Source organism: Candidatus Acidiferrales bacterium, assembly GCA_035934015.1.
Taxonomy (GTDB): Bacteria; Acidobacteriota; Terriglobia; order Acidiferrales; family UBA7541; genus DAHUXN01.
The window spans coordinates 79,899-99,400 of record DASYYH010000011.1 but is presented as its reverse complement, the minus strand read 5'-3'; the positions used below and the strand labels follow the sequence as shown (position 1 = coordinate 99,400).

Sequence of the window (19,502 nt, the reverse complement as noted above, 5' to 3'; positions counted from 1 at the left end):
GGCCCGCCGAACTATCCGCAGGCTATTTCCATTCCAGCGCGCCCTTTTTCCAGAGATATATATAGCCGACCACCAAAATGACAATATACAAGAGCATCTCAACAAATCCGAAAAGGTTTAATTGTTTGAAAACGATCGCCCAGGGGTACAGGAAGATCGCTTCGATATCGAACAGGATGAAAATCATAGCCACCATATAGAAATGCACGGGGAAAGGCTCGCGTGCATCGCCGGTCGGGCGAATTCCGCATTCGTAGGGCTGGTCCTTCGCGCGAGACTTGAGGTGGCGTCCAACAACAGAAGAAGCAATAATAAGCACGCCTGCCAGTCCTGCGGCCAGCAGGAACATGAGCAGCAAAGGAGCGTAGGCGTCGAGGTAGCTTCCGTTCATTTTCCGTGCGCTGATATAATAACGAGTGGGCACGTTCTGGTCAAATGCCGATGCAAATTTTTTTTGCAGTTTCCGGTGGTATATAAAACGGCGGGCGATAACATGACTTTGGGATTCAATTCGGATGTGAAGGTTGCGGCAGGCGTTTTCCACGTGCAGACGGAGGATCACGGCCAGCCGGCCTGCATGATCGAGACGGTTGTCTATCACCGCGGGCGCGTCCTTCACCGCCAGCTTTCCGATTATTGCGATTTGTCCGACGGTTCGCGCACTTCCGAGGAGGCCATCCGCAACCGCGTCGAGGACCAGCACCGCGCGATCATCGAAGCCATCGAGAGCGGCCAGATCGCGGCTCCCGCAACTTCCAGCGACACGGCGCGCCCCTTCACCGATGCGATTCTGGTTCGCTTGCGGAATGGAAATGCGTGGCTGGCCCGCGGCCAGGCGTCGTTGGAAGTGGAAGTTTTGCGGCGCGGCGACAGCCAGCCGATCTCAAACGCTAAAGTCGAGGCAAAGCTTTCGGGCTCAGAGCAGGACGCCGGCGCCGTGGCAAACACTGGCAATGACGGGATTGCGCGCTTGCAATTCGCGATTCCGCCACTCGCCGGACCGCGCGTCGAACTGATGATTCGCGCGGAGGCAGGCAGCGGCAGCGGCGAAGTTCGATACGCGCTGCGCTCGCGCAGCAAACCCTCTTCTTCGGAGTCAAAATCGTGAGCAGCACAACGAACGCTGCAATCAATGTGACGATTAATGGTGAGGCGCGCGAGGTTCCTTCGGGGCTTACGGTCGCCGCGCTTCTTGGTCATCTGGGGATTGGCGAGCGCGTGGCTATTGAGCGGAATCGCGATATTTTGGCGCGCGCACAATGGCAGGGAACTGCAGTCTGCGCTGGAGACAACTACGAAATCGTCCACTTTGTTGGCGGCGGATGAATTCTCCGGAGCGGGAACTTCGCTGCCTCTGCTAAATTCCTTCCAATAAATGTCCGAGCTTCGTTTTCTTTGTCAGTAGATAACGCCGCGAGCGGTGTGTCGTCGGAGGCTGGCAGGGAACACGTTCGATCACGCGCACGCCTGCGCTTTCGAGCTGCTGAGCCTTATCAGGATTGTTCGACATCAACCGCACGGCACGAACGCCGAGCAATTTAAGCGCTTCAGCGCAGAACTGATAGTCGCGGTGGTCCGCTTCGAATCCGAGCTTGCGATTCGCTTCCACTGTATCCATGCCGCGATCCTGCAGTTCATAGGCCTTCAGTTTGTTCATCAGCCCGATTCCGCGGCCTTCCTGCGGCAGGTAAATCACGATGCCGCACCGCGCGCGGCTGGTTTGTCGCAAAGCCATCTCGAGTTGTGCGCGGCAATCGCAGCGCTCGGAATGAAACACATCGCCGGTCAGGCATTGCGAATGGATGCGCACTAGCGGCGCATCTCCTCGCCTCACTTGGCCATGCTGCAAGGCAACGGCGCTTTCCTCGGGCTTCGCACCTTCGATCCCGACGATCGTGAACTTGCCGTACTGCGTTGGCAATTCGGCGCGCGCCACGATGCGCGCTTTGCCCGATTTTTTCTTGCTCGGCATCAGGAAAGTCCGTTGCTCATCTCCGAATTAGTGAGTATAGCAGAGCAGAATGCAGCGGTGTTCGCCGTGCCCAAGTTACGTTACTGCTTCCGTGATGGAAGAAACCAGTTCCGGAATCTCAATGCGGATTTGCGTGCCCGTGCCTTCCTGGCTCTGAATGTCCATGCGGAATTGATCGCCGTAAAGCAAACGCAGCCGTTCGCGCACGTTGCTGATGCCAATGCCTTCGCTGTAGATCTGCGCCAGGCGTTCGGAAGGAATGCCCATTCCGTTGTCATCGATTTCGATGGCCAGATGGCCTTCGTTCATGCGCGCACGCAGCCAAATTTCGCCGCCTTCGAGTTTCGGCGCCAAGCCGTGCCGGATGGCATTCTCGATGATCGGCTGAAGCAGCATGCTGGGAACGAACGCATCCAGCGTGCTCTCTTCGATTTCCTTGAAGAATTGCAATTTGTCGCGGCCAAAGCGCGCCACCTCGATATCCAAATAGTCGTCTATGAAATCGAGTTCGTCGCGCAACGGCACGAACGTCTCATGCTTGCGCAATAACCGCCGCAGAATATTCGAAAGCTTCAACACGACGATGCGCGCCATATCCGGGTCATAGCGCACCAGGGATGAAACGGTATTCAGCGTGTTGAAAAGAAAATGCGGATTGATTTGCCGCGAAAGCGCGTCCATGCGGGCCTTCAGCAGCAATTGCTGATTTTGCTCGAGATTCATTTCGATGCGTGTGTTGTTCCAGATTTTCACCGGCATCGCCACGCTCATCACCGTGGCCAAAACAATCAGGAACAGCCACGGCCATTTCGGATAGGGCAGCGTGTACATCCACCTCGCCGGAACTGCGCGCGCTAGCGCATAGCGGCCGAACTCCAGGAGAATGCACACGCCAAGCGGCAACATGGCCCAGTTGATTTGTCCGCGGCGCGCCAGCCGCCAGAGCGATTTGGGAATGTTGAGGAAAAGGAACGGGCCGAAATGCCAGACGTCTTCTTTGTTGGGCATGAAGTGGCGGATCGATCCGGCAATCAATCCAACCAGAGCCGCCAATGGCGTGGCAATCCATTCGTGATTCCCGAACGCAGGCAAGCTGAGCAGAGAGCCACCCAGCAATCCGACGATTCGGCCGCCAACCAATCCCATCAAGAACGAACCGGACAGCGTCAAATCGAAAAATCGATAGCCAACCATGCGGAGAACAACGCCCAGCGCGAGTGGCGGCGTCAAGAAAAGCAGGAGCAGAACCTTCTGGTCCGAATCGCGCGTCTCCGTGAATAGCACGCGGCGAAACCGCGCGAACCGCACCAGTAACGCTCCCAGCGATGCCGAGAAGCCGACCTTCAGCACCAGCGTGAAAAGCAGGTCTTTTCCTGAAGCGAGTAAATCCATGATCGTCTGTGCTGAACTTAGCCAATCTGGAAAGGGAAGTAAAGCGCGCAGCGATGGCTGGGCTTATCGCTGCTTCCTTCTCCTAGCGTCGTCGGGCGCAGGTAAGTGAAATGAAAAAATGCCGTGCAGCATTCTTCAGGCTGCGGTCAAGCAGCGGTCGCGCCGCCGTCCAAAGGCAGCGCAACTCCCGTCATCCACGAGGATTCGTCCGACACAAGAAAAAGGGCGAGTTGCGCTACGTCCTCCGGGCGTCCAATCCGGCCGATGGGAATTTGCGATTCGCGAAACTTACGATATGCAGCAGGGTCGGGCATCCGCTCCCATGCGCCGCGCGCCAATTCCGTTTCGACCAACGCCGGACAAATGCAGTTTACACGAATATTCTCGTTCGCGTGATCGAGCGCCATTGCTTTTGTGAGCATCGTGACGCCGCCTTTGGATGCCGCATAGGCCGCGCGCTGGGGCAGGCCAACGAGTCCCAAATACGAGCCGATATTGACAATCGATCCACCGCCGGCTCGCCGCAACGCCGCCACTGCCGCGCGCGAAACGAGAAATGTGCCCGTCAGATTTGTGGAAATCACGCGCTGCCAGTCTTCATCCGATGTTTCTTCCGCGGAGCCGACGTGGACCGCGCCCGCATTGTTGACGATGATGCTCAATTTGCCGAATCGCTTTTCAGCCTCTACCAGCGATCGTTCCACCGATGCTCGGTTCGTGATGTCGCACTCGATCGCCAGAGCTTCTCCGCCGGAAGCCATAATCTCTTTCTCCGTAGCATCCAGACGTTCGCGCCGGCGGGCGGCAATCGCCACCTTCGCTCCCTCCGCGGCAAACAGCAACGCGCACGCGCGGCCGATGCCCGTCCCGCCACCGGTGATGAATGCTGCCTTTCCCGCAAGTCGTTGCATCGCAGGCATGCCCTCTTGCGTCTAATGGAGAACTAGACGGAAGTATGCGAATCTAGCACCGCCGGTTGAACGCGCGCAAGGGCGCAGGAATCCTTCATGAAAATTGGCATCACATGTTATCCGACGTACGGCGGCTCGGGCGTGGTCGCCACGGAACTCGGCATGGAGCTCGCCGCGCGTGGACACGAGATTCATTTCATCAGTTACGCAATGCCGACGCGGCTCAATTTGACGAACGAGCGCATTACTTTTCACGAAGTCGAAGTGACCTCGTATCCTTTGTTCGATCATCCGCCGTATACGCTGTCGCTGGCGGTCAAGATGTTCGAGGTCGCAGAATCAGCCTCATTGGATTTGCTGCACGTTCACTACGCCATCCCCCATTCCGTAAGCGCCCTTCTGGCGCGCTCGATGATGGCGCCGCGGCGCCTGCCTTTTATCACCACGCTGCATGGGACGGACATCACGCTCGTGGGCAGCGATCGCAGCTATCTTCCCGTGACGCGTTTTTCCATCGAGCAAAGCGACGGCGTGACGGCGATTTCGAATTATCTGCGCCAGGAAACCATCCGCGAATTCGACATTCGCCGCCCGATTGAAGCGATTCGCAATTTCGTCAACTGCGATTTGTATTGCCGTCCGAAAGATCAGCGTCCGCGCGCCGAATGGGCTCCGGATGGCGAGCCGATTTTGATGCATTTGTCGAATTTTCGCCCGGTGAAGCGCGTCACGGATGCCGTTGAAATCTTCGCTCTGGTGCGCGAAAAGATGCCCGCAAAACTCGTCCTGATCGGCGACGGCCCGGACCATGGCGCTGTCGAGCATCTGGTGCGGCAGAAGAAACTCGGATCGGAAGTTTTCTTTTTGGGGAAGCAGGGGGGCGTTCAGGATCTTCTCGGTCTTGCGGACTTGTTCCTGCTGCCGTCGGACCTGGAATCGTTCGGTCTTGCCGCGCTGGAGGCTATGGCCTGCGAAGTTCCCGTCATCGCAACGAACGTGGGTGGCGTGCCTGAAGTCGTCACCCATGGTGTGGATGGTTATCTGGTCGCTCCGCGAGACGTGGCTGCGGCAGCCAAATATGCCATCCAGATTCTCTCGCGTGCCGATCGCGGACGCGAAATGGGCCAGCAAGCACGCATTGATGCGCGCAAGAAATTCTGCTCGAATGATGTCATTCCGCTTTACGAAGAGTACTACCGCAAAGTTCTGGAAAGCTCATCCGCCGCAAGCGCCTAGGCTGGCGCGTCGCAATCAGCTATATGCGTCTCATTTCCTGAAGGCAGGCGCAACTAGTGTGTTGTCCCTGCATGCAGTGAGTTGACGACGCAATTGATATCGGCCTGAAGAATCGTTCCCGGCCCTGCTTTTGAAGTGAACAGCAGCTTGTATTGCCGTTTGTGGTTGTCGAAGAGTTGCTCGACGACCACGCGATCGCGCGATGGATCGCCGAACTGCAATCCGCGCAGTGCCTGGGTTTGCATGGTGAAAATTGTGCTCGCTCCATACGCGCCAAATCCCAGCTTCCATTGCAGAAGCGTGCTGGTTCGAATCACGTTTGCACGCGACATGAATGGCGTCACTTCGGCGGGCGATGCCGCATAAACCGCGCTATAGAGTTCGTAATCCGAAGAGAAAAGCGGGTCGCCGAAGACAGCCTTGTAACGGTCCAATAGCTGCGGATCGCCGTCCTCTATGGTTTCGATGATGTTCTTCTGCGCGTCCGGGTCGAAAAAAATGAGAAAGGGACCTTGCTTGAAATCGAATTCCGTATTCCCTGCGTTCTGCCGCTGCGTCGCAATGCCTTTCCATGCTGCGGCAAAGCTCACGCCGTAAGCGGAAAGATTCTTCTCTTGAGCTGGCGAGACAGCGGTCGAGGGCATAGGCTGTGGCGTGAGATTCAAGTACGGATTTGCCGAGGCCCAGCGCCGGACTTCGAAGGAAGTGAGCGTTTGCAGGCCGTAGGAAAGCGCGACTGTCCCGATGGCGACGCACACGACGGCGAGAATAATCGTTGTGCGCGCGGATTCCGATTTCTCGGCCATCGGCTTAGCCAAGCGAATTTAGCAGGGCTGCCGTCGAAGAGCAAATGCCAAACTGGCTAGGCCTGCTGTCATTCGTCAGGCCTAGCCCGAAACTGGCGGACAAAAGTCAGTATAAGAAATCTGGCTGCGGGAAGTTAATTCCCGTCGTGTCCGTTCCCGTTTCCATTTCCTCCGTGGGCCGCTTCTTCGCCTTCCTTGAAGATGTACTTGATTGAGTGCTTATAAATGAGCAGATTAGGGCTCCCAAAGCGTGTCAGCTTGATGCACTCGCGGTCATACCATTCCACGATACCGTGAAGCTGTTCACCGTCGGTAAGCGTGACTGTCACTGGCGTGTGCGACTGCATTTGCTTCACGTAGTAGAAACTTTCTGCGTGAGTTTGCTCCGGAGGAGCCGGTTTTTTTCGCTGCCCAGGGCCTGCCCCGTCATGCCCGCCCCGGGCGGGATACTGATCCTTTACCTCGGTCAAGGAGGGACGAAATAGCTTGCGGTTCACGATGAGTACTCCTTCGTTTTCCATAATGAATATAAGACTACGCGAATGATGATTAGGTTTCGATCAATTTTGAAAAAGTCAAAATGCCTTTTGTGCCGCTGCTTTACCGGGTTCCCAGCATCACAGCTACGGAGTCAAGGCCTAGTTGTCTTCCCACATTGCGCCGCAGCCGGCTTTCCAGCCGGTCGAGGCTTTCTGTGGCCCGCGCAATCCAAGGCCCATCTGCAACGTGCGTCAAATTCTGCAACTCGCGCCGCAAATCCGGATTGCGAGGGACAAAGCTCTTCGGGCTGTGCGAAAGCTCAAGAAGATCTGCTAATAAACTATAGAACATGGCCAGCAGGTTTTCAAACGATTCGGACTCGTTTTTCGCCAGTCTCGCTGTTGCCGCAAAGATCGCACGATAGGATCTTCCGGCCGCTGCATCCTCGATCAGCCGCAAGACTTCCCGCCGAATGCGCGCCGATTCTGCGAGATCGATTCCGAATACGGCGCCCGGACTGCCGTCAGCGAGCTGCGCGGCAAGTTTTCTTTCCGCCGCCTTCCAATCCGTCCGCTCTTTGAGGAACTCCTCGATTTTCTCTGTGGCAACCGGAGCGAACCAGAACGTCAGGCAGCGGGAGCGAATCGTCGGGAGCAGGGAATCCACGCGCGGTGCGAGGAGGATAAGCGTGGCGGTTTCCGGGGGCTCTTCGAGGATTTTCAGAAAAACGTCCGCATCCGTCCAGCGCATCGTGTCCGCGCCATCGAGGATGAAAATGCGCCGCCTCCGCTGAGGATGAAAGTAGGCTGCACGCTGCACGGCGCGAAGCTGCCCCACGCGAATCATGGGCCGCGCCACGGGATTTTTCCGCCGCACCGGATCGGGAACGATCGCCCATACGTCCGGATGGGTCTCGAGAATCAGCGGCATGCGCTCGACCGTTGCCGTGTCCGGCGATTCGCCGCGCTCCATCAGCCCGCGCTCGATTAGGGCCGCCGGATCGGCCAGGCCGGCAATTTGTTTGCAGGTCGTGCACTCGCCGCAAAAATCGTCGCGCAGCCTTTCGCAATTTGCGGCCTGCGCGAACATTCGCGCCAGCGTGAATTTGCCGGCTCCGCGCGAGCCGGCGAAAAGGAGCGCGCTCGGAACGCGCTCGCGCCTCAGCATCGCTTGTAGCGCCGTGACGATTCGTTCGTTGCCCAGGAATTCGCGGAAACCCATTAGAACTCCTCGGAATCGCGCAAGCTCGCGAGAATCCGCGCGTCCAGAATATCGAGGATGCGGCGGTGAATCATCTCCGGCGAGAGCAACTCGTGTCCGCGCTCCGTGCACTCCACAACGGTCCAGTTGCGCCGCTTCGCAAGCCGGTCGTAAACCTTCGCCGCGTTCTTCAAATGGCGAAGGCTCGCTTCATGCAAATCATGGCGCCGCCGCGTATACTGCCGCGCGCCCTTTTGCCCAACGAGCCGCCGCGCCTCAACACTCGGAACTCGCAGATAGATCACCAGGTCTTCGCGCGGCAGGCCGTAAACTTCGTATTCGAGCTTTTCGAGCCAGTGCAGGAACTGCGCCATTTTCCGATTCGTCACGCGCGCGCCTTGGTGCGCCAAATTCGACCCAATATAACGGTCAGTGAGAATCATTTTCCCCTGGCCCAGATGCTCTTCGAGCAACTGCTTGTGTTCGAGTCTGTCGCCGGCGTAGAGGAGCGCCGAAAAATGAGGATCGACTTGCGCCAGTGTGCCGAATTCTCCATTTAAGTAGCGCGCCACCATTCGGCCAAAAAATCCTTCGTAGCGTGGAAAACTCATTTTCACGTGCTCGATGCCGCGCTGCTGCAGAGCGCGCGAGAGCAGATCGATCTGCGTGCGCTTGCCGGAGCCGTCAATTCCTTCGAGCGCGATGAATTTGCCGCGGCCTGCCATCGGAGTGCGGCCCAGTCTAACACATTCGACAACTCAGCCAGATTTGCCAGCGGTCGCCAAAATAGGCGCGTTTTCCTCATGCTAGAATGCCCCATGCCCAGGACGAGATCCTCCATCGCTTCCAATATCGAGCGCATCCGCGAACACATAGCACGCGCCGCGGCGCGCGCTGATCGCCGTATGGAGGAGGTGGTGCTCGTTGGGGCGTCGAAATCGCAGCCCGCGGAAGCGATTCGCGAGGCGTATGAGGCGGGGGTGAGGGCGTTCGGCGAAAATCGCGTGCAGGAGTGGGAGGGGAAGCAGCCGGCGCTCGTGGATTTGAAGCCGAGCTGGCACCTGATTGGCCATCTCCAGAGCAATAAGGCGCGGCGGGCCTCGCGGCTCTTCGACTGGATCGATTCAGTCAGCGACGCCGCGCTGGCGCTGAAGCTCGACGAGGCCGCAGGCGAAACGAACGAATGGCTTGCCGTGCTCATCGAAGTTCAGCTCGATCCCGCAGAAACGAAATCCGGCGTCTCGCAGACCGATCTGCCCGCCCTTGCTGAAGCTGTCGTCCAGATGCCGCATCTTCAGCTTCGTGGCTTGATGACGATTCCGCCGTTTTGCGAGGATCCTCGCGACGTTCGCCCGTATTTTCGGCGTCTTCGCCGTTTGCGCGACGACCTCGAAAAGCATCTGGGCCGCTCGTTCCCGGAACTCTCGATGGGCATGAGCCACGATTTTGAAATCGCCATCGAAGAGGGCGCGACGCAAGTGCGCATCGGCACGGCGATTTTCGGCGAGCGAAAAGCGGAATGATCGAGGTGGCATCGCGCGGCGGCGCCGTGGTTTTTGCGGTTCGCGTCGTTCCGCGAGCCAGGCGCAACAGCATCGACGGTGACATTCAAGGCGCATTGAAAATTCACCTCACCGCTCCACCTGCCGATGGCCGCGCAAATGAGGCTCTCCGCCGCTTTCTCGCGGAGCGTTTGAACGTCTCCGCCTCGGCTGTTAGAATCCTGCGCGGCGAAAAGAGCCGCACGAAGCAGGTGGAAATTCGCGGCGTGAACGCGGCGCAAATTCAATCTTTGGCGTGAGCGCCTCATTGGAGGCTCCGCCAGAAGAGAGTGCACAAATGTCTGACATGAAGGCCATTCAAACAGAACTTCGCAATCAGAAATGCGACGGCTGGCTTTTCTACGATCATCACCACCGCGATCCCATCGCCGGCCGGATTCTTGGCCTCGATCCCAAGGTTATGGCCTCGCGCCGCTGGTTTTATTTCATTCCCGCGCGCGGCAATCCCGGAAAACTTGTTCACCGCATCGAGGCGGGGCAACTGGATGGCTTGCCCGGCCGCAAAATCGAATACTCCGGCTGGGAGGAACTGCAGAAAAACCTCGGGAAAATGCTTCACGGCGCGAAGAGCATTGCCATGGAATATTCGCCGATGAACAACATCCCCTACATTGGTTTGGTGGACGCGGGAACAATCGAGCTGGTGCGGAAGCTCGGCGTGAAAATCGTCAGCTCCGCAGACTTGGTGCAGAAATTCGAAGCGGCGTGGACGCCGGAGCAGTTTGCCTCGCACAAAGCGGCTGCAAAAATTGTCGATGCCGTCACGCAGGATGCGTTTCGGCGCGCGGGCTCTTTCGTGCGCGAAAAGAAATCGCTCACGGAATACGAACTGCAGCAATGGATGGCCGCGCAGTTTCGCGCGAATGGCGTTTTTGCGGATGGACCGCCGATCGTTGCGGTAAATGCCAACGCGGGAAATCCGCATTATGGCCCGCCAGCTACGGGCAGCGCGCCGATTCGCGAAGGCGATTTGCTGTTGCTCGACGTCTGGGGCAAAGTCGATCAGCCGGGCAGCGTCTATTACGACATCACGTGGATGGGCTATCTCGGCGCATCTGTGCCTGCGAAGTACGCCAAGATATTTCAGATTGTGCGCGGCGCGCGCGATGCGGCGATTGAATTTGTGAAACGATCCGTGGCCGCAGGCCGCAGCATTCACGGATGGGAGGTGGATCGCGCCTGCCGCGAAGTGATTCGCAAGGCGGGGTACGGGAAATACTTCACGCATCGCACCGGCCACAGCATCGGCCAGGACGTTCACGGCAACGGCGCGAACATGGACGGCCTGGAAACGAAAGATGACCGGCGCGTCGCTCCGCATACGTGCTTTTCCGTCGAGCCGGGGATTTATTTGCCGGAATTTGGCGTGCGCAGCGAAGTCAATATGTACGTCGGGGACGGCGAGGCGAGCGTCACCGGACCGATCCAGGAAGAGATTATTCCGATCCTTGCCTAGGGCGGCTGGAGGCTTCCGTTGCGCTCGCCAAAGGCTCTTTTGCGCAATCAGTCTATGCGCAAATAAGACGCGAAATGTGGCGATTAGAAATTGGCCGGTCCTTTGTTTTGTGTGAGTTACGGGCAATTCTAATTCCGGCGTGTGGCGATTAGAATTTTTCAGCCTCATAAAAACCAAAAAGCCGCGTCTCCGCGGCTTGCCTCCCGTTCAGCTGTTTTTCAGCAGGCTCGACCGCGAGCCTGCATGTGACTTTGTACCACATCGTCAGCGGATTTTCAATCGGATCGTGATGGCAGCTGAGTCTTGGAAGAGGGCGCAATTCTGTTCCCGAAGCGTTTGACCGGTTTTGCGGGCGATGCTAAATTGAAATACAGGCCGCGGTAGCTCAGTTGGTAGAGCAGCCGATTCGTAATCGGCAGGTCGACGGTTCAAGTCCGCCCCGCGGCTCCATCCAACCTTTGGCGATGCGGGGATTTGCCGCTTGTAAGCCGCAAACTACGTGCATGCCAAGCGGAGAATCATCCCGTTAACTTAGCAGCTGAGTACTCCCTCCCGCGTGAAAAGTGTTATCCTGCTTCGACCCTTACATTTGGAGTTACGCGATGGAAGAAACAAGCAATGTTTTCATTAGCCAGTCCGGGCCACGAAGCAGAAGGGTTGCAGAGGCGCTGAAAGACTTGCTTCCGACGATAATCCCTGCCGCCAAGCCATGGATCTCAACGGCAAACATCGACCCGGGAACCCGATGGCGCGACGAGATAATTAAGGCTCTAAACACCATGAAAGCTGGAATTGTCTGCCTGACTTCCGAGAACCTTACGGCGGAATGGATTCTCTTCGAAGCTGGCGCGCTGTCTAAAGCCAGTGATACTCAGGCGCGTGTATGGACCTACCTCATAGGCGGTTTGGAACCACAGGACGTCAAGGACCCTCTCGGAATGTTCCAGGCGACAAGGGCAGAGAAGGAGGGCACGCGAAAACTGATTCATTCTATCAACGAGAACCTAGGGTCACCTATCGAGCAAAAAAGACTGGATTCCATATTCGACAGGATGTGGTGGACGGACTTAGAAAAAGAGATGGACTCCCTGCCAGCGTCAGAGGGAGCGGCTCCATTGAAGCGTTCTTCCGACGAGATCGCCGCCGATACTCTAGAACTCGTCCGCGGACTCATCCCGATAGTCCAAGACATTGCCAGCGAAGCCGAAATGACCCGACAAAAAAGACTCGCCGAGGAACAGGTGCTCCAGTACAGCGTATTCTCTAATGTGGGACCGGGAGCTCTCGCATTCACGCCAGCGGGAGGGGTCATGCAGCGAGCCAAGTATGCCAACTGGGCCAGTCCACTCCTTGTAGCCGCACAGGACTCGCTCCGTACCGATGAGCGGAACCCGCAGTCCGCCAGCGATGCCGTAGGGGCATCCGTCCCTCCTAGGTCGCCGCGAACGCACGCCCCCAGACCTAGGCGGAAACGCTTCAGCCACAGGTCCAAAGAAAAACCCGGCTTGTGACATTAGATTCGCCCTCGCGTCATAATGTCTAGTGCCTATTGTTAGGCAGTCGACGGTTCAGGTCCGCCCCTCGGCTCCAGTCTCCATAGGAATCGTGTACCGTCCCCTCCGCGCGCGACTGCCCCTAGGAGCTCGGTGAAAACACTCCGAGTTGCCGTCTTGGGCCAGAACGAAAACTCGGCTTGTGCCGAAATTCAAAGAAAACTGCAGATTCTTCGTCGCCTTCGGCTCCTCAGAATGACACGCGAATGAGTTTTTCAGCCAGCGGCGCTAGGGTTCAATCGATGCGGTCACGTGATTTTGCTTGAGCATCGAATTGAAGGCTGGCGTGTCGTGGCCGACGAACTGCTTGAACTCGCCTTGAATTTCGGTGAGCTGCTGTTTGAATTCATCGTTGACGGCAATTTGCTGCGCCGTGGGCGCGAGATCGCCGCCTCCGCCACCGCCGCCGGGCGTGCCGACCATCTGGCCAATCATCCAACTGATGCGTTCATAGAGCTGCACGGGATTGCGGAAGGCGTCTTCGCTGCGACCGGTATTGTGGACGTCGATCAGCTTGCCTTCGAGCGCGACGACTTTGACTTCGAAATCCTTCGCGGCCTGAATCGCGGCGGCGTGCTTTTGCGCGTCGGCGTTGAGGACGGTTTCGAGGTCTTCGACCTGGCGGCGCGTCCACTCGAGATGATTGATCATGTCCGCGGCCTGATTTTCTTCGTCGAGCACCTGGCGCGAGAACTGCACTTGCGCGCGGATGGACTGCTCGGTGCCGGGCGAATGCGGATCGGGAAGGACGGCGAGCTGCGCTGAGCCTTCGTTGCTGCCTGCCTTAACATGAACCGTGTAAGTTCCCGGGACAACTACAGGGCCCGCGGGCGGAATGCGCGTTCCGTAAGCGGCGTAATTGTGATGCGGCTCGGCCCACGGCGCATCGAACGGAGTGGTTTGCATCTTCACGGGCAAGCCCGGTTCATAGCGCAAATCCCACCAGACGCGGTTCAGGCCGGGGTGGCCGTCAACCTTGAGCGTGCGGATGGTTTCGTTGTTGGCGCCGGTGAACGTCAGTTGCACGTCCTTGGCGGGAGATTTGAGATAGAAATTGATGTCCGCGCCATACGGAGGATTTTCGCCGACGACGTGCGAGCCAACGTCGGATTCGCGCGCATCGTCGGTGTGGCGGAAACGATACGCGGGCCGCGCCTTGAACAACTGAAAATCCTTCGACTGCGCGGAATCCCATTCGCGCAGCGGAGTGATGTCGTCGAGGATGTAGACGCCGCGGCCGTGCGTGCCGATGACAAGATCGTTGAACGTCTTCTGGATTTGCATCCAATACACGGGCGCGGGAGGAAGATTATTGCGCAAGTGCGTCCAGTGATCGCCGTCGTCCCAGGTGACATAGAGCGCGTTGTCCGTGCCGAGGAACAGCATACCTCTGCGGACAGGATCTTCGACGATGATGTGCGCGCTGCTATTGACGCTCTTCGGGACGCTCGCGGTGATGAGTTTCCACGTTGCGCCGTAATCGTTCGTTTCGTAGACGCGCGCGTCGTAAATTCCGACATGCTGCAAATTGATGGCGACGTAGGCTGTGCCCGCGGCGAAATGCGAAGGCTCGACGCTCCAGACGGTGCCCCACGCAGGGAGATCGGGAATGTTTTTCGTGACGTTGGTCCAGTGCGCACCGCCGTCTTGCGTGACGTTGACCTGGCCGTCGTCGCTGCCGGTCCAGATGACGCCAGCCTTCGCGGGCGATTCGGCGATGGAATAAATTGTGGCGCCGTCGTAGGTCACGAGATCGTCTGACGAAATTCCGCCAGAGTCTTGCTCGTGATCTTTGTTGTTCGCCGTGAGATCGGGGCTGATGACTTTCCACGATTGCCCACCGTCCGTCGTCATGAAAACGACCTGCGCGCCGATGTAGACGCGATTGTGGTCGTGAGGCGAAATGGCGATGGGCGTGACCCAATCCCAGCGATATTTCATCTTCGCCGGCGGCCAACCGTAGCTTGTGATGGGCCAGGCGGTGACGTCACGGGCCATGCCGGTTCGCGCGTCGAAGCGGTCGATACGGCCATTGTCGCAGCCTGACCATACGATGTTCGCGTCCACGGGATCCGGCACAGCGAAACCATCTTCGCAACCGCCTGCGCCGGTCCAATTGCCAAGCGTAATTCCGTTGCCAAAAAATCCGCCGGAAAGCGTGCGGCTCGGGCCGCGGTAGGAGGATTTGTCCTGAATATTGCCCATGACGTTGTAGGGAATTTCGTTGTCGGCCTCGACGTGATAGACCTGCGAAATCGGCAGGAGGAATCGCTGGTATGTTGCGCCGTGATTGTTGCTGATGCTCACGCCAGCGTCATTGGCAACGAGGATGCGGTTCGCATTCGTTGGGTCGATCCAGATGTCGTGATTGTCGCCGCCCGCGGATTCGACACCCGTCGCTGGAGGAGGCCCGCTCGTTTCTGCACGCGCCGCCGCACCGCCGCCGAAGCCGCCGGGAATGAATACCGTATTGCCACCATCGCGCGACATGCTGAACGCCACGGAAACAAAATAGAGAAGGTTTTCATCGCTGGGTGAAACTGCAAATCGCGTGTAATACGGAGAGCGCTCATCCGTAACGTGCGTCTGATTGACGAGAGTCCACGAATGCCCGCGGTCGTCGGAGCGATAAAGTCCCGGCGTCGTATCCTGCAGCAGCGCGTAGACGCGATTCGGATTGCTTCTCGCGACGGCTACGGCGACTTTTCCGATCGGATGATCCGCGGCTGGCAGGCCGTGGCCGCTGATTTTCGTCCAATTGTTTCCGCCGTCGCGGCTCACGTAGACGCCGCTGCCCGTCCCGCCGCTATCCAAATCCCAGCGATGAACCGACACTTGCCACATGCCAGCATAAATCGTGTTCGAATCGCTCGGATCCATGGCCATCTCCGAGCATCCTGTGTCGTCGTTGACGTAGAGAACCTGCTGCCACGTTTTTCCGCCGTCGGTCGTGCGAAAGATTCCACGCTCATGCTGCGGACGAACCGCCTGGCCGACCGCGCAAACGAGCGCGGTGTTGGCATCGTGCGGGTCCACGATGATGCGCGCGATGCGGCCGGTTTCGTCGAGGCCCACGTGTTGCCAACTGCGGCCCGCGTCCGTTGATTTGTAGACTCCATCGCCGAGCGAATAGTAAGGGCGGATCATCCAGGGCTCGCCTGTGCCGGCCCAAATCTCATCGTGATTCGACGGGGCCATCGCCAGCGCGCCGACTGCGGAAACGTCTTCGTGATCGAAGACCGGCGCCCAATTCGTGCCGCCATCAGATGTTTTCCAGATGCCGCCATCGGCCGCGCCGATGTAAACGACGCTGGGATTTCCAGGCTCTCCGACAATCGACGCGACGCGATTGCCCTCCGGCCCGAGTGCGCGGAAATGCAGCGCTCCAAGACCATTCTCTCCACCGCCCATTGCGTCCTGACCTCCGCGGCGTCCTTGCGCCATCTCGGGTGCGGTCCATACCGCGGCGAAAATCGCAAAAATCGCGAGAGCAAGTATTACGACGAACAAATTCTTCGACAACCGGCTATCGTTTCGCATTTTGGCCTCCTACCCTCAGTGAAAATCGCCGCTAAACTACAGCCGTCGCGTTCTATGCGCAAGACAAATGTGCAGCGACACAGGCTGCGGGAGACGCGCGGAATATTCTGGCGTTGTTCTTCACTTCGGCTAGAATGTCCCCCGCTTGACGTTTCATAAGCCGTCGAGGTTGCAACGCCGGATATGGCAAGGGACGGGGACACATGAGAAAACTATGGAAGCCGGCAGCGTTGTTCGTATTTTTCAGTGCGGCAATCGTATTTGTTTTCGGCAATCATGCTGAGCTGGCGCAGTCGCAAACGTACGACAAGAGTCTTTACAGCGGAATGCAGTGGCGATTGATTGGCCCGTTTCGCGGAGGCCGGGTCGAATCCGTCACGGGCATCCCCGGCGACCCACTGACTTACTACATGGGTTCCGTCGGCGGCGGCGTTTGGAAAACGACGGACGCTGGCCAGACCTGGGAACCGCTGTGGAATAAAGGCTCGGTTTTCTCCATCGGCTCCGTCGCTGTCGCCTACTCCCAGCCGAACATCGTTTACGTTGGCACTGGTGAAGCGTGTCCTCGCGGCGACATGGCCTATGGCGACGGCATCTACAAATCCACCGACGCTGGCAAGACGTGGCAGCATATTGGACTCACCGACTCTCGGCACATCGGGAAAATTCTCGTCGATCCGCACGATCCGAATCGCGTTTTTGCCGCGGCGCTGGGCCACGTTTACGGCGCGAACACAGAGCGCGGCGTTTTTCGCTCCACCGACGGCGGACAAACATGGACGAAAGTCCTCTACAAAAACGATACGACTGGCGCTGCCGATCTCATTTTCGATCCCACAAATCCGCAAATCATTTATGCCGCCATGTGGACCATGCAGCGAACCCCGTGGAGTCTCACGAGCGGCGGCTCGCCCGATGATGGCCTCTACAAATCAACTGACGGCGGCGATACGTGGCAAAAACTCGGAGGACCCGGCTGGCCGCAGGGATTGCTCGGCAAAATCGGCGTCGCTGTTTCCGCAGGGAATCCGAACCGTGTGTACGCGCTTGTTGAAGCCACGGGAGAACAGAAAGGCCTATATCGCTCCGAAGATGGCGGCCAGAGCTGGAAATTCATCAATGGCCGGCACGACCTGATACAGCGGCCGTGGTATTTCACGCATCTTTGGGTCGACCCCAAGAATGCCGACACCGTTTACATTCAGGACATGCAGGTTTTTCGCTCGACCGATGCCGGAAAAACGTTCGAGCGCATGGCGTCCGTTCCGCACGGAGACAATCACGCTCTATGGATCAATCCCACGAATCCTTCCTGGATGATCATCGGCAACGACGGCGGCGCGACGGTTTCGACGAACGCGGGGAAAACCTGGAGCACGATCTACAATCAGCCCACCGCGCAGTTCTACCACATCTCAGCGGACAACCGGTTCGACTACCGCGTTTACGCGGCGCAGCAGGACAATACGACCATCTCCATTGCCACGCGCACGCGCCACGGCGGCATCACCGCCGATGATTTTTATCCCGTCGGCGGCGGCGAAAGCGCTTACATTTTTCCAAGCCCCGTGGATCCAGATATCGTCTTCGCCACGGACAAGGAAACCTCGTATATCAAGCGCTTCGATAAGCGTCTCGAGCAGGATCAGGACATTTCCGAATGGCCGACCTCTGTGGATGGTTGGGGAGCCGACGCCGCCAAGTACCGCTTCAATTGGACCGAGCCCATCGCCATTTCGCCATTCGATCCGCACACCATCTATCACGCCGGAAACGTGCTCTTCCAATCCACCGACGACGGCCAAACCTGGAAAATCATCAGCCCGGATTTGACGCGCAACGACAAATCCAAACAGGTGCGCTCCGGCGGGCCGATCACCGGCGACAACGCGACCATCGAATACTACGACGTGATTTTTTCTGTCGTTGAATCACCGTTGCAGAAAGGACTGATCTGGGCGGGCACGGATGATGGCTACGTTTGGATCACGCGCGACGGCGGCGCGCACTGGAACAACATTACGCCCAAGGATCTGCCGGCGTGGAGCAAGGTGAGCCTGATCGAGGCTTCGCCACACGTTGCAGGGGCGGCATACGTTGCCGTCAACCGCTACAAGAACGGCGATTCCACGCCCTACATCTGGAAAACGACCGACTATGGCAAGACGTGGACTTCCATCACCAACGGCATTCCAGATGGCTTATTTGTCCGGGCGGTGCGCGAAGATCCCGTGCGGCGCGGGCTCTTGTTCGCCGGGACAGAGCTGGGAGTCTACGTTTCCTTCGATGACGGCGCTAATTGGCAATCGCTGCAGTTGAATCTGCCGGTGACCTCCGCCCGCGACCTCATCATTCACGGCAATGATCTCGTTGTCGCCACACACGGCCGCGCCATTTGGAGTCTCGACGACATTATGCCTTTGCGCCAGCTCGATCCGCAGGTTGCGCAGTCCTCGGTTTATCTTTTCAAGCCACAAGTGGCTTACCGCGTTCGTCGGGGCGGCGGATTTGGCTTGGTCGGCGGGCTTGTGGCTCAGAACCCTCCCAATGGAGCCGTGATTGATTACTATTTCCAAAGCGCGCCGAGCGGCGAAGTGACCATGGATATTCTCGATGCACATGGGAATGTTGTCCGCCATTTCACCAGCCACAAATCCGCTTCGTCAGTGGAAGAAGGAGGAGGTTTCGGTGGGGGCCAGCCCGCGCGCCCATTGCCGATCAAAAAGGGGATGAACCGCTACGTGTGGGATCTTCGCTCAGAACCTCCTGCTTCTTTGACAACCGGCCCGCATCCGGCTCTCGGTGGGGCAGCGGAGGCGCCGCTCGTTTTGCCGGGCAACTACACCGTGCGCTTGACCGCTAACGGAAATTCACTCACGGAGCCGCTCGTCTTGAAGATGGACCCCGAAGTGAAAACAAGTCCGGCGGAGCTCGCGCGCCAATATGAACTCGTTCTACGAATTCGCAATCGGTTGAACGATCTGATCGTTGCCGCGAATCGGATTCACGTGCTGCGGCAGCGCCTCGCGGCCGTCATCCAGCAGGGGACCGCCGGAGCCGACGCCATCGCCGCTGCGCACAGCCTCGATGAAAAAGCAGCGGAGATCGAAAACGCGATTTACGAGCCGGAAGATCAGGCGCCGGAGGACATCCACAATTATCCGGTGAAAATCCGCGTGAAGATGATTGCTTTGCAGCACGCTGTCGATAGCGCCGATACCGGGCCAACGCCGCAGTCCTACGAAGTTTTCAAAGTGCTCAATGAGCAGTTGGACGTGCAGCTCACGAAATGGAAACAGCTGCAGGCGACGGACATCGCTGCTTTCGACAAACTTGTTCCGCCGTCGGCAGCTCAAGCGAGCGGTGGAGGCAAATAGGTTTGCGGCAAATGAAG

The 19,502-nt window shown here is 58.1% G+C and carries 17 protein-coding genes and 1 tRNA gene; 9 read left to right on the top strand and 9 right to left on the bottom strand.

Going from position 1 to position 19,502, the window contains the following annotated elements:
* Positions 1 to 22 precede the first annotated feature (22 nt).
* Positions 23 to 601: an NADH-quinone oxidoreductase subunit A gene (locus tag VGR81_05475; GenBank protein ID HEV2288387.1), complete on the bottom strand. Its 579-nt coding sequence runs from the start codon at positions 599 to 601 to the stop codon at positions 23 to 25.
* Between VGR81_05475 and VGR81_05470 the strand changes: the two genes are divergently transcribed.
* Together VGR81_05470 and thiS are read left to right on the top strand one after the other, a co-directional pair.
* Positions 578 to 1,108: a hypothetical protein gene (locus VGR81_05470; GenBank protein HEV2288386.1), complete on the top strand. Its 531-nt coding sequence runs from the start codon at positions 578 to 580 to the stop codon at positions 1,106 to 1,108. The genes VGR81_05475 and VGR81_05470 overlap by 24 nt on opposite strands.
* Entirely contained in the window at positions 1,105 to 1,326 is a 222-nt protein-coding gene (gene thiS, locus VGR81_05465) for a sulfur carrier protein ThiS (GenBank protein ID HEV2288385.1), read from the top strand. The genes VGR81_05470 and thiS overlap by 4 nt, the downstream gene beginning before the upstream one ends.
* Positions 1,327 to 1,357: 31 nt before the next feature.
* On the opposite strand, the gene ribA is transcribed toward thiS, so the two are convergent.
* The 3 genes from ribA to VGR81_05450 all read right to left on the bottom strand — a co-directional run bounded on the left by ribA (position 1,358) and on the right by VGR81_05450 (position 4,275).
* Positions 1,358 to 1,972, bottom strand: a complete 615-nt coding sequence (gene ribA / locus VGR81_05460; protein HEV2288384.1) for a GTP cyclohydrolase II — start codon at positions 1,970 to 1,972, stop codon at positions 1,358 to 1,360.
* Between the two features lie 75 nt (positions 1,973 to 2,047).
* Positions 2,048 to 3,364 carry a histidine kinase gene (locus VGR81_05455; protein ID HEV2288383.1) on the bottom strand — a complete coding sequence of 439 codons (1,317 nt, stop codon included), beginning with the start codon at positions 3,362 to 3,364 and terminating at the stop codon, positions 2,048 to 2,050.
* A gap of 146 nt (positions 3,365 to 3,510) precedes the next feature.
* On the bottom strand, positions 3,511 to 4,275 hold the full coding sequence (locus VGR81_05450; protein HEV2288382.1) for an SDR family oxidoreductase: 765 nt from the start codon (positions 4,273 to 4,275) through the stop codon (positions 3,511 to 3,513).
* A 96-nt stretch (positions 4,276 to 4,371) separates the two neighbouring features.
* Here VGR81_05450 and bshA point away from each other — a divergent pair, with 96 nt between their 5' ends.
* Complete coding sequence (bshA, locus tag VGR81_05445) at positions 4,372 to 5,511, top strand: N-acetyl-alpha-D-glucosaminyl L-malate synthase BshA (GenBank protein ID HEV2288381.1); 1,140 nt, start codon at positions 4,372 to 4,374, stop codon at positions 5,509 to 5,511.
* A gap of 53 nt (positions 5,512 to 5,564) precedes the next feature.
* Here bshA and VGR81_05440 read toward each other — a convergent pair whose 3' ends face one another.
* The 4 genes from VGR81_05440 to tmk form a co-directional block, all read right to left on the bottom strand.
* Entirely contained in the window at positions 5,565 to 6,317 is a 753-nt protein-coding gene (locus tag VGR81_05440) for a hypothetical protein (protein ID HEV2288380.1), read from the bottom strand.
* A gap of 134 nt (positions 6,318 to 6,451) precedes the next feature.
* Positions 6,452 to 6,814, bottom strand: a complete 363-nt coding sequence (locus VGR81_05435) for an RNA chaperone Hfq (protein HEV2288379.1) — start codon at positions 6,812 to 6,814, stop codon at positions 6,452 to 6,454.
* 103 nt (positions 6,815 to 6,917) lie between these two features.
* A complete protein-coding gene (locus VGR81_05430; GenBank protein ID HEV2288378.1) occupies positions 6,918 to 8,018 on the bottom strand; it encodes a hypothetical protein in 1,101 nt (366 codons plus the stop codon).
* Positions 8,018 to 8,722 carry a dTMP kinase gene (gene tmk, locus VGR81_05425; GenBank protein ID HEV2288377.1) on the bottom strand — a complete coding sequence of 235 codons (705 nt, stop codon included), beginning with the start codon at positions 8,720 to 8,722 and terminating at the stop codon, positions 8,018 to 8,020. Before tmk ends, VGR81_05430 begins: the two co-directional genes overlap by 1 nt.
* Positions 8,723 to 8,815: 93 nt before the next feature.
* Here tmk and VGR81_05420 point away from each other — a divergent pair, with 93 nt between their 5' ends.
* The 5 genes from VGR81_05420 (at position 8,816) to VGR81_05400 (ending at position 12,526) form a co-directional block, all read left to right on the top strand.
* Positions 8,816 to 9,520, top strand: a complete 705-nt coding sequence (locus tag VGR81_05420; GenBank protein HEV2288376.1) for a YggS family pyridoxal phosphate-dependent enzyme — start codon at positions 8,816 to 8,818, stop codon at positions 9,518 to 9,520.
* Positions 9,517 to 9,798, top strand: coding sequence for a DUF167 domain-containing protein (locus tag VGR81_05415; protein ID HEV2288375.1), 282 nt, complete (start codon positions 9,517 to 9,519; stop codon positions 9,796 to 9,798). The genes VGR81_05420 and VGR81_05415 overlap by 4 nt, the downstream gene beginning before the upstream one ends.
* A gap of 38 nt (positions 9,799 to 9,836) precedes the next feature.
* On the top strand, positions 9,837 to 11,015 hold the full coding sequence (locus VGR81_05410) for a M24 family metallopeptidase (protein ID HEV2288374.1): 1,179 nt from the start codon (positions 9,837 to 9,839) through the stop codon (positions 11,013 to 11,015).
* Between the two features lie 374 nt (positions 11,016 to 11,389).
* A tRNA-Thr gene (locus VGR81_05405) sits at positions 11,390 to 11,465 on the top strand.
* 152 nt (positions 11,466 to 11,617) lie between these two features.
* Entirely contained in the window at positions 11,618 to 12,526 is a 909-nt protein-coding gene (locus tag VGR81_05400) for a TIR domain-containing protein (GenBank protein ID HEV2288373.1), read from the top strand.
* Positions 12,527 to 12,796: 270 nt separating this feature from the next.
* Here VGR81_05400 and VGR81_05395 read toward each other — a convergent pair whose 3' ends face one another.
* Positions 12,797 to 16,108, bottom strand: coding sequence for a hypothetical protein (locus VGR81_05395; protein HEV2288372.1), 3,312 nt, complete (start codon positions 16,106 to 16,108; stop codon positions 12,797 to 12,799).
* A gap of 203 nt (positions 16,109 to 16,311) precedes the next feature.
* Here VGR81_05395 and VGR81_05390 point away from each other — a divergent pair, with 203 nt between their 5' ends.
* Positions 16,312 to 19,485 (top strand): hypothetical protein, encoded by a 3,174-nt coding sequence (locus VGR81_05390; protein HEV2288371.1) that lies wholly within the window; start codon positions 16,312 to 16,314, stop codon positions 19,483 to 19,485.
* Positions 19,486 to 19,502 lie beyond the last annotated feature (17 nt).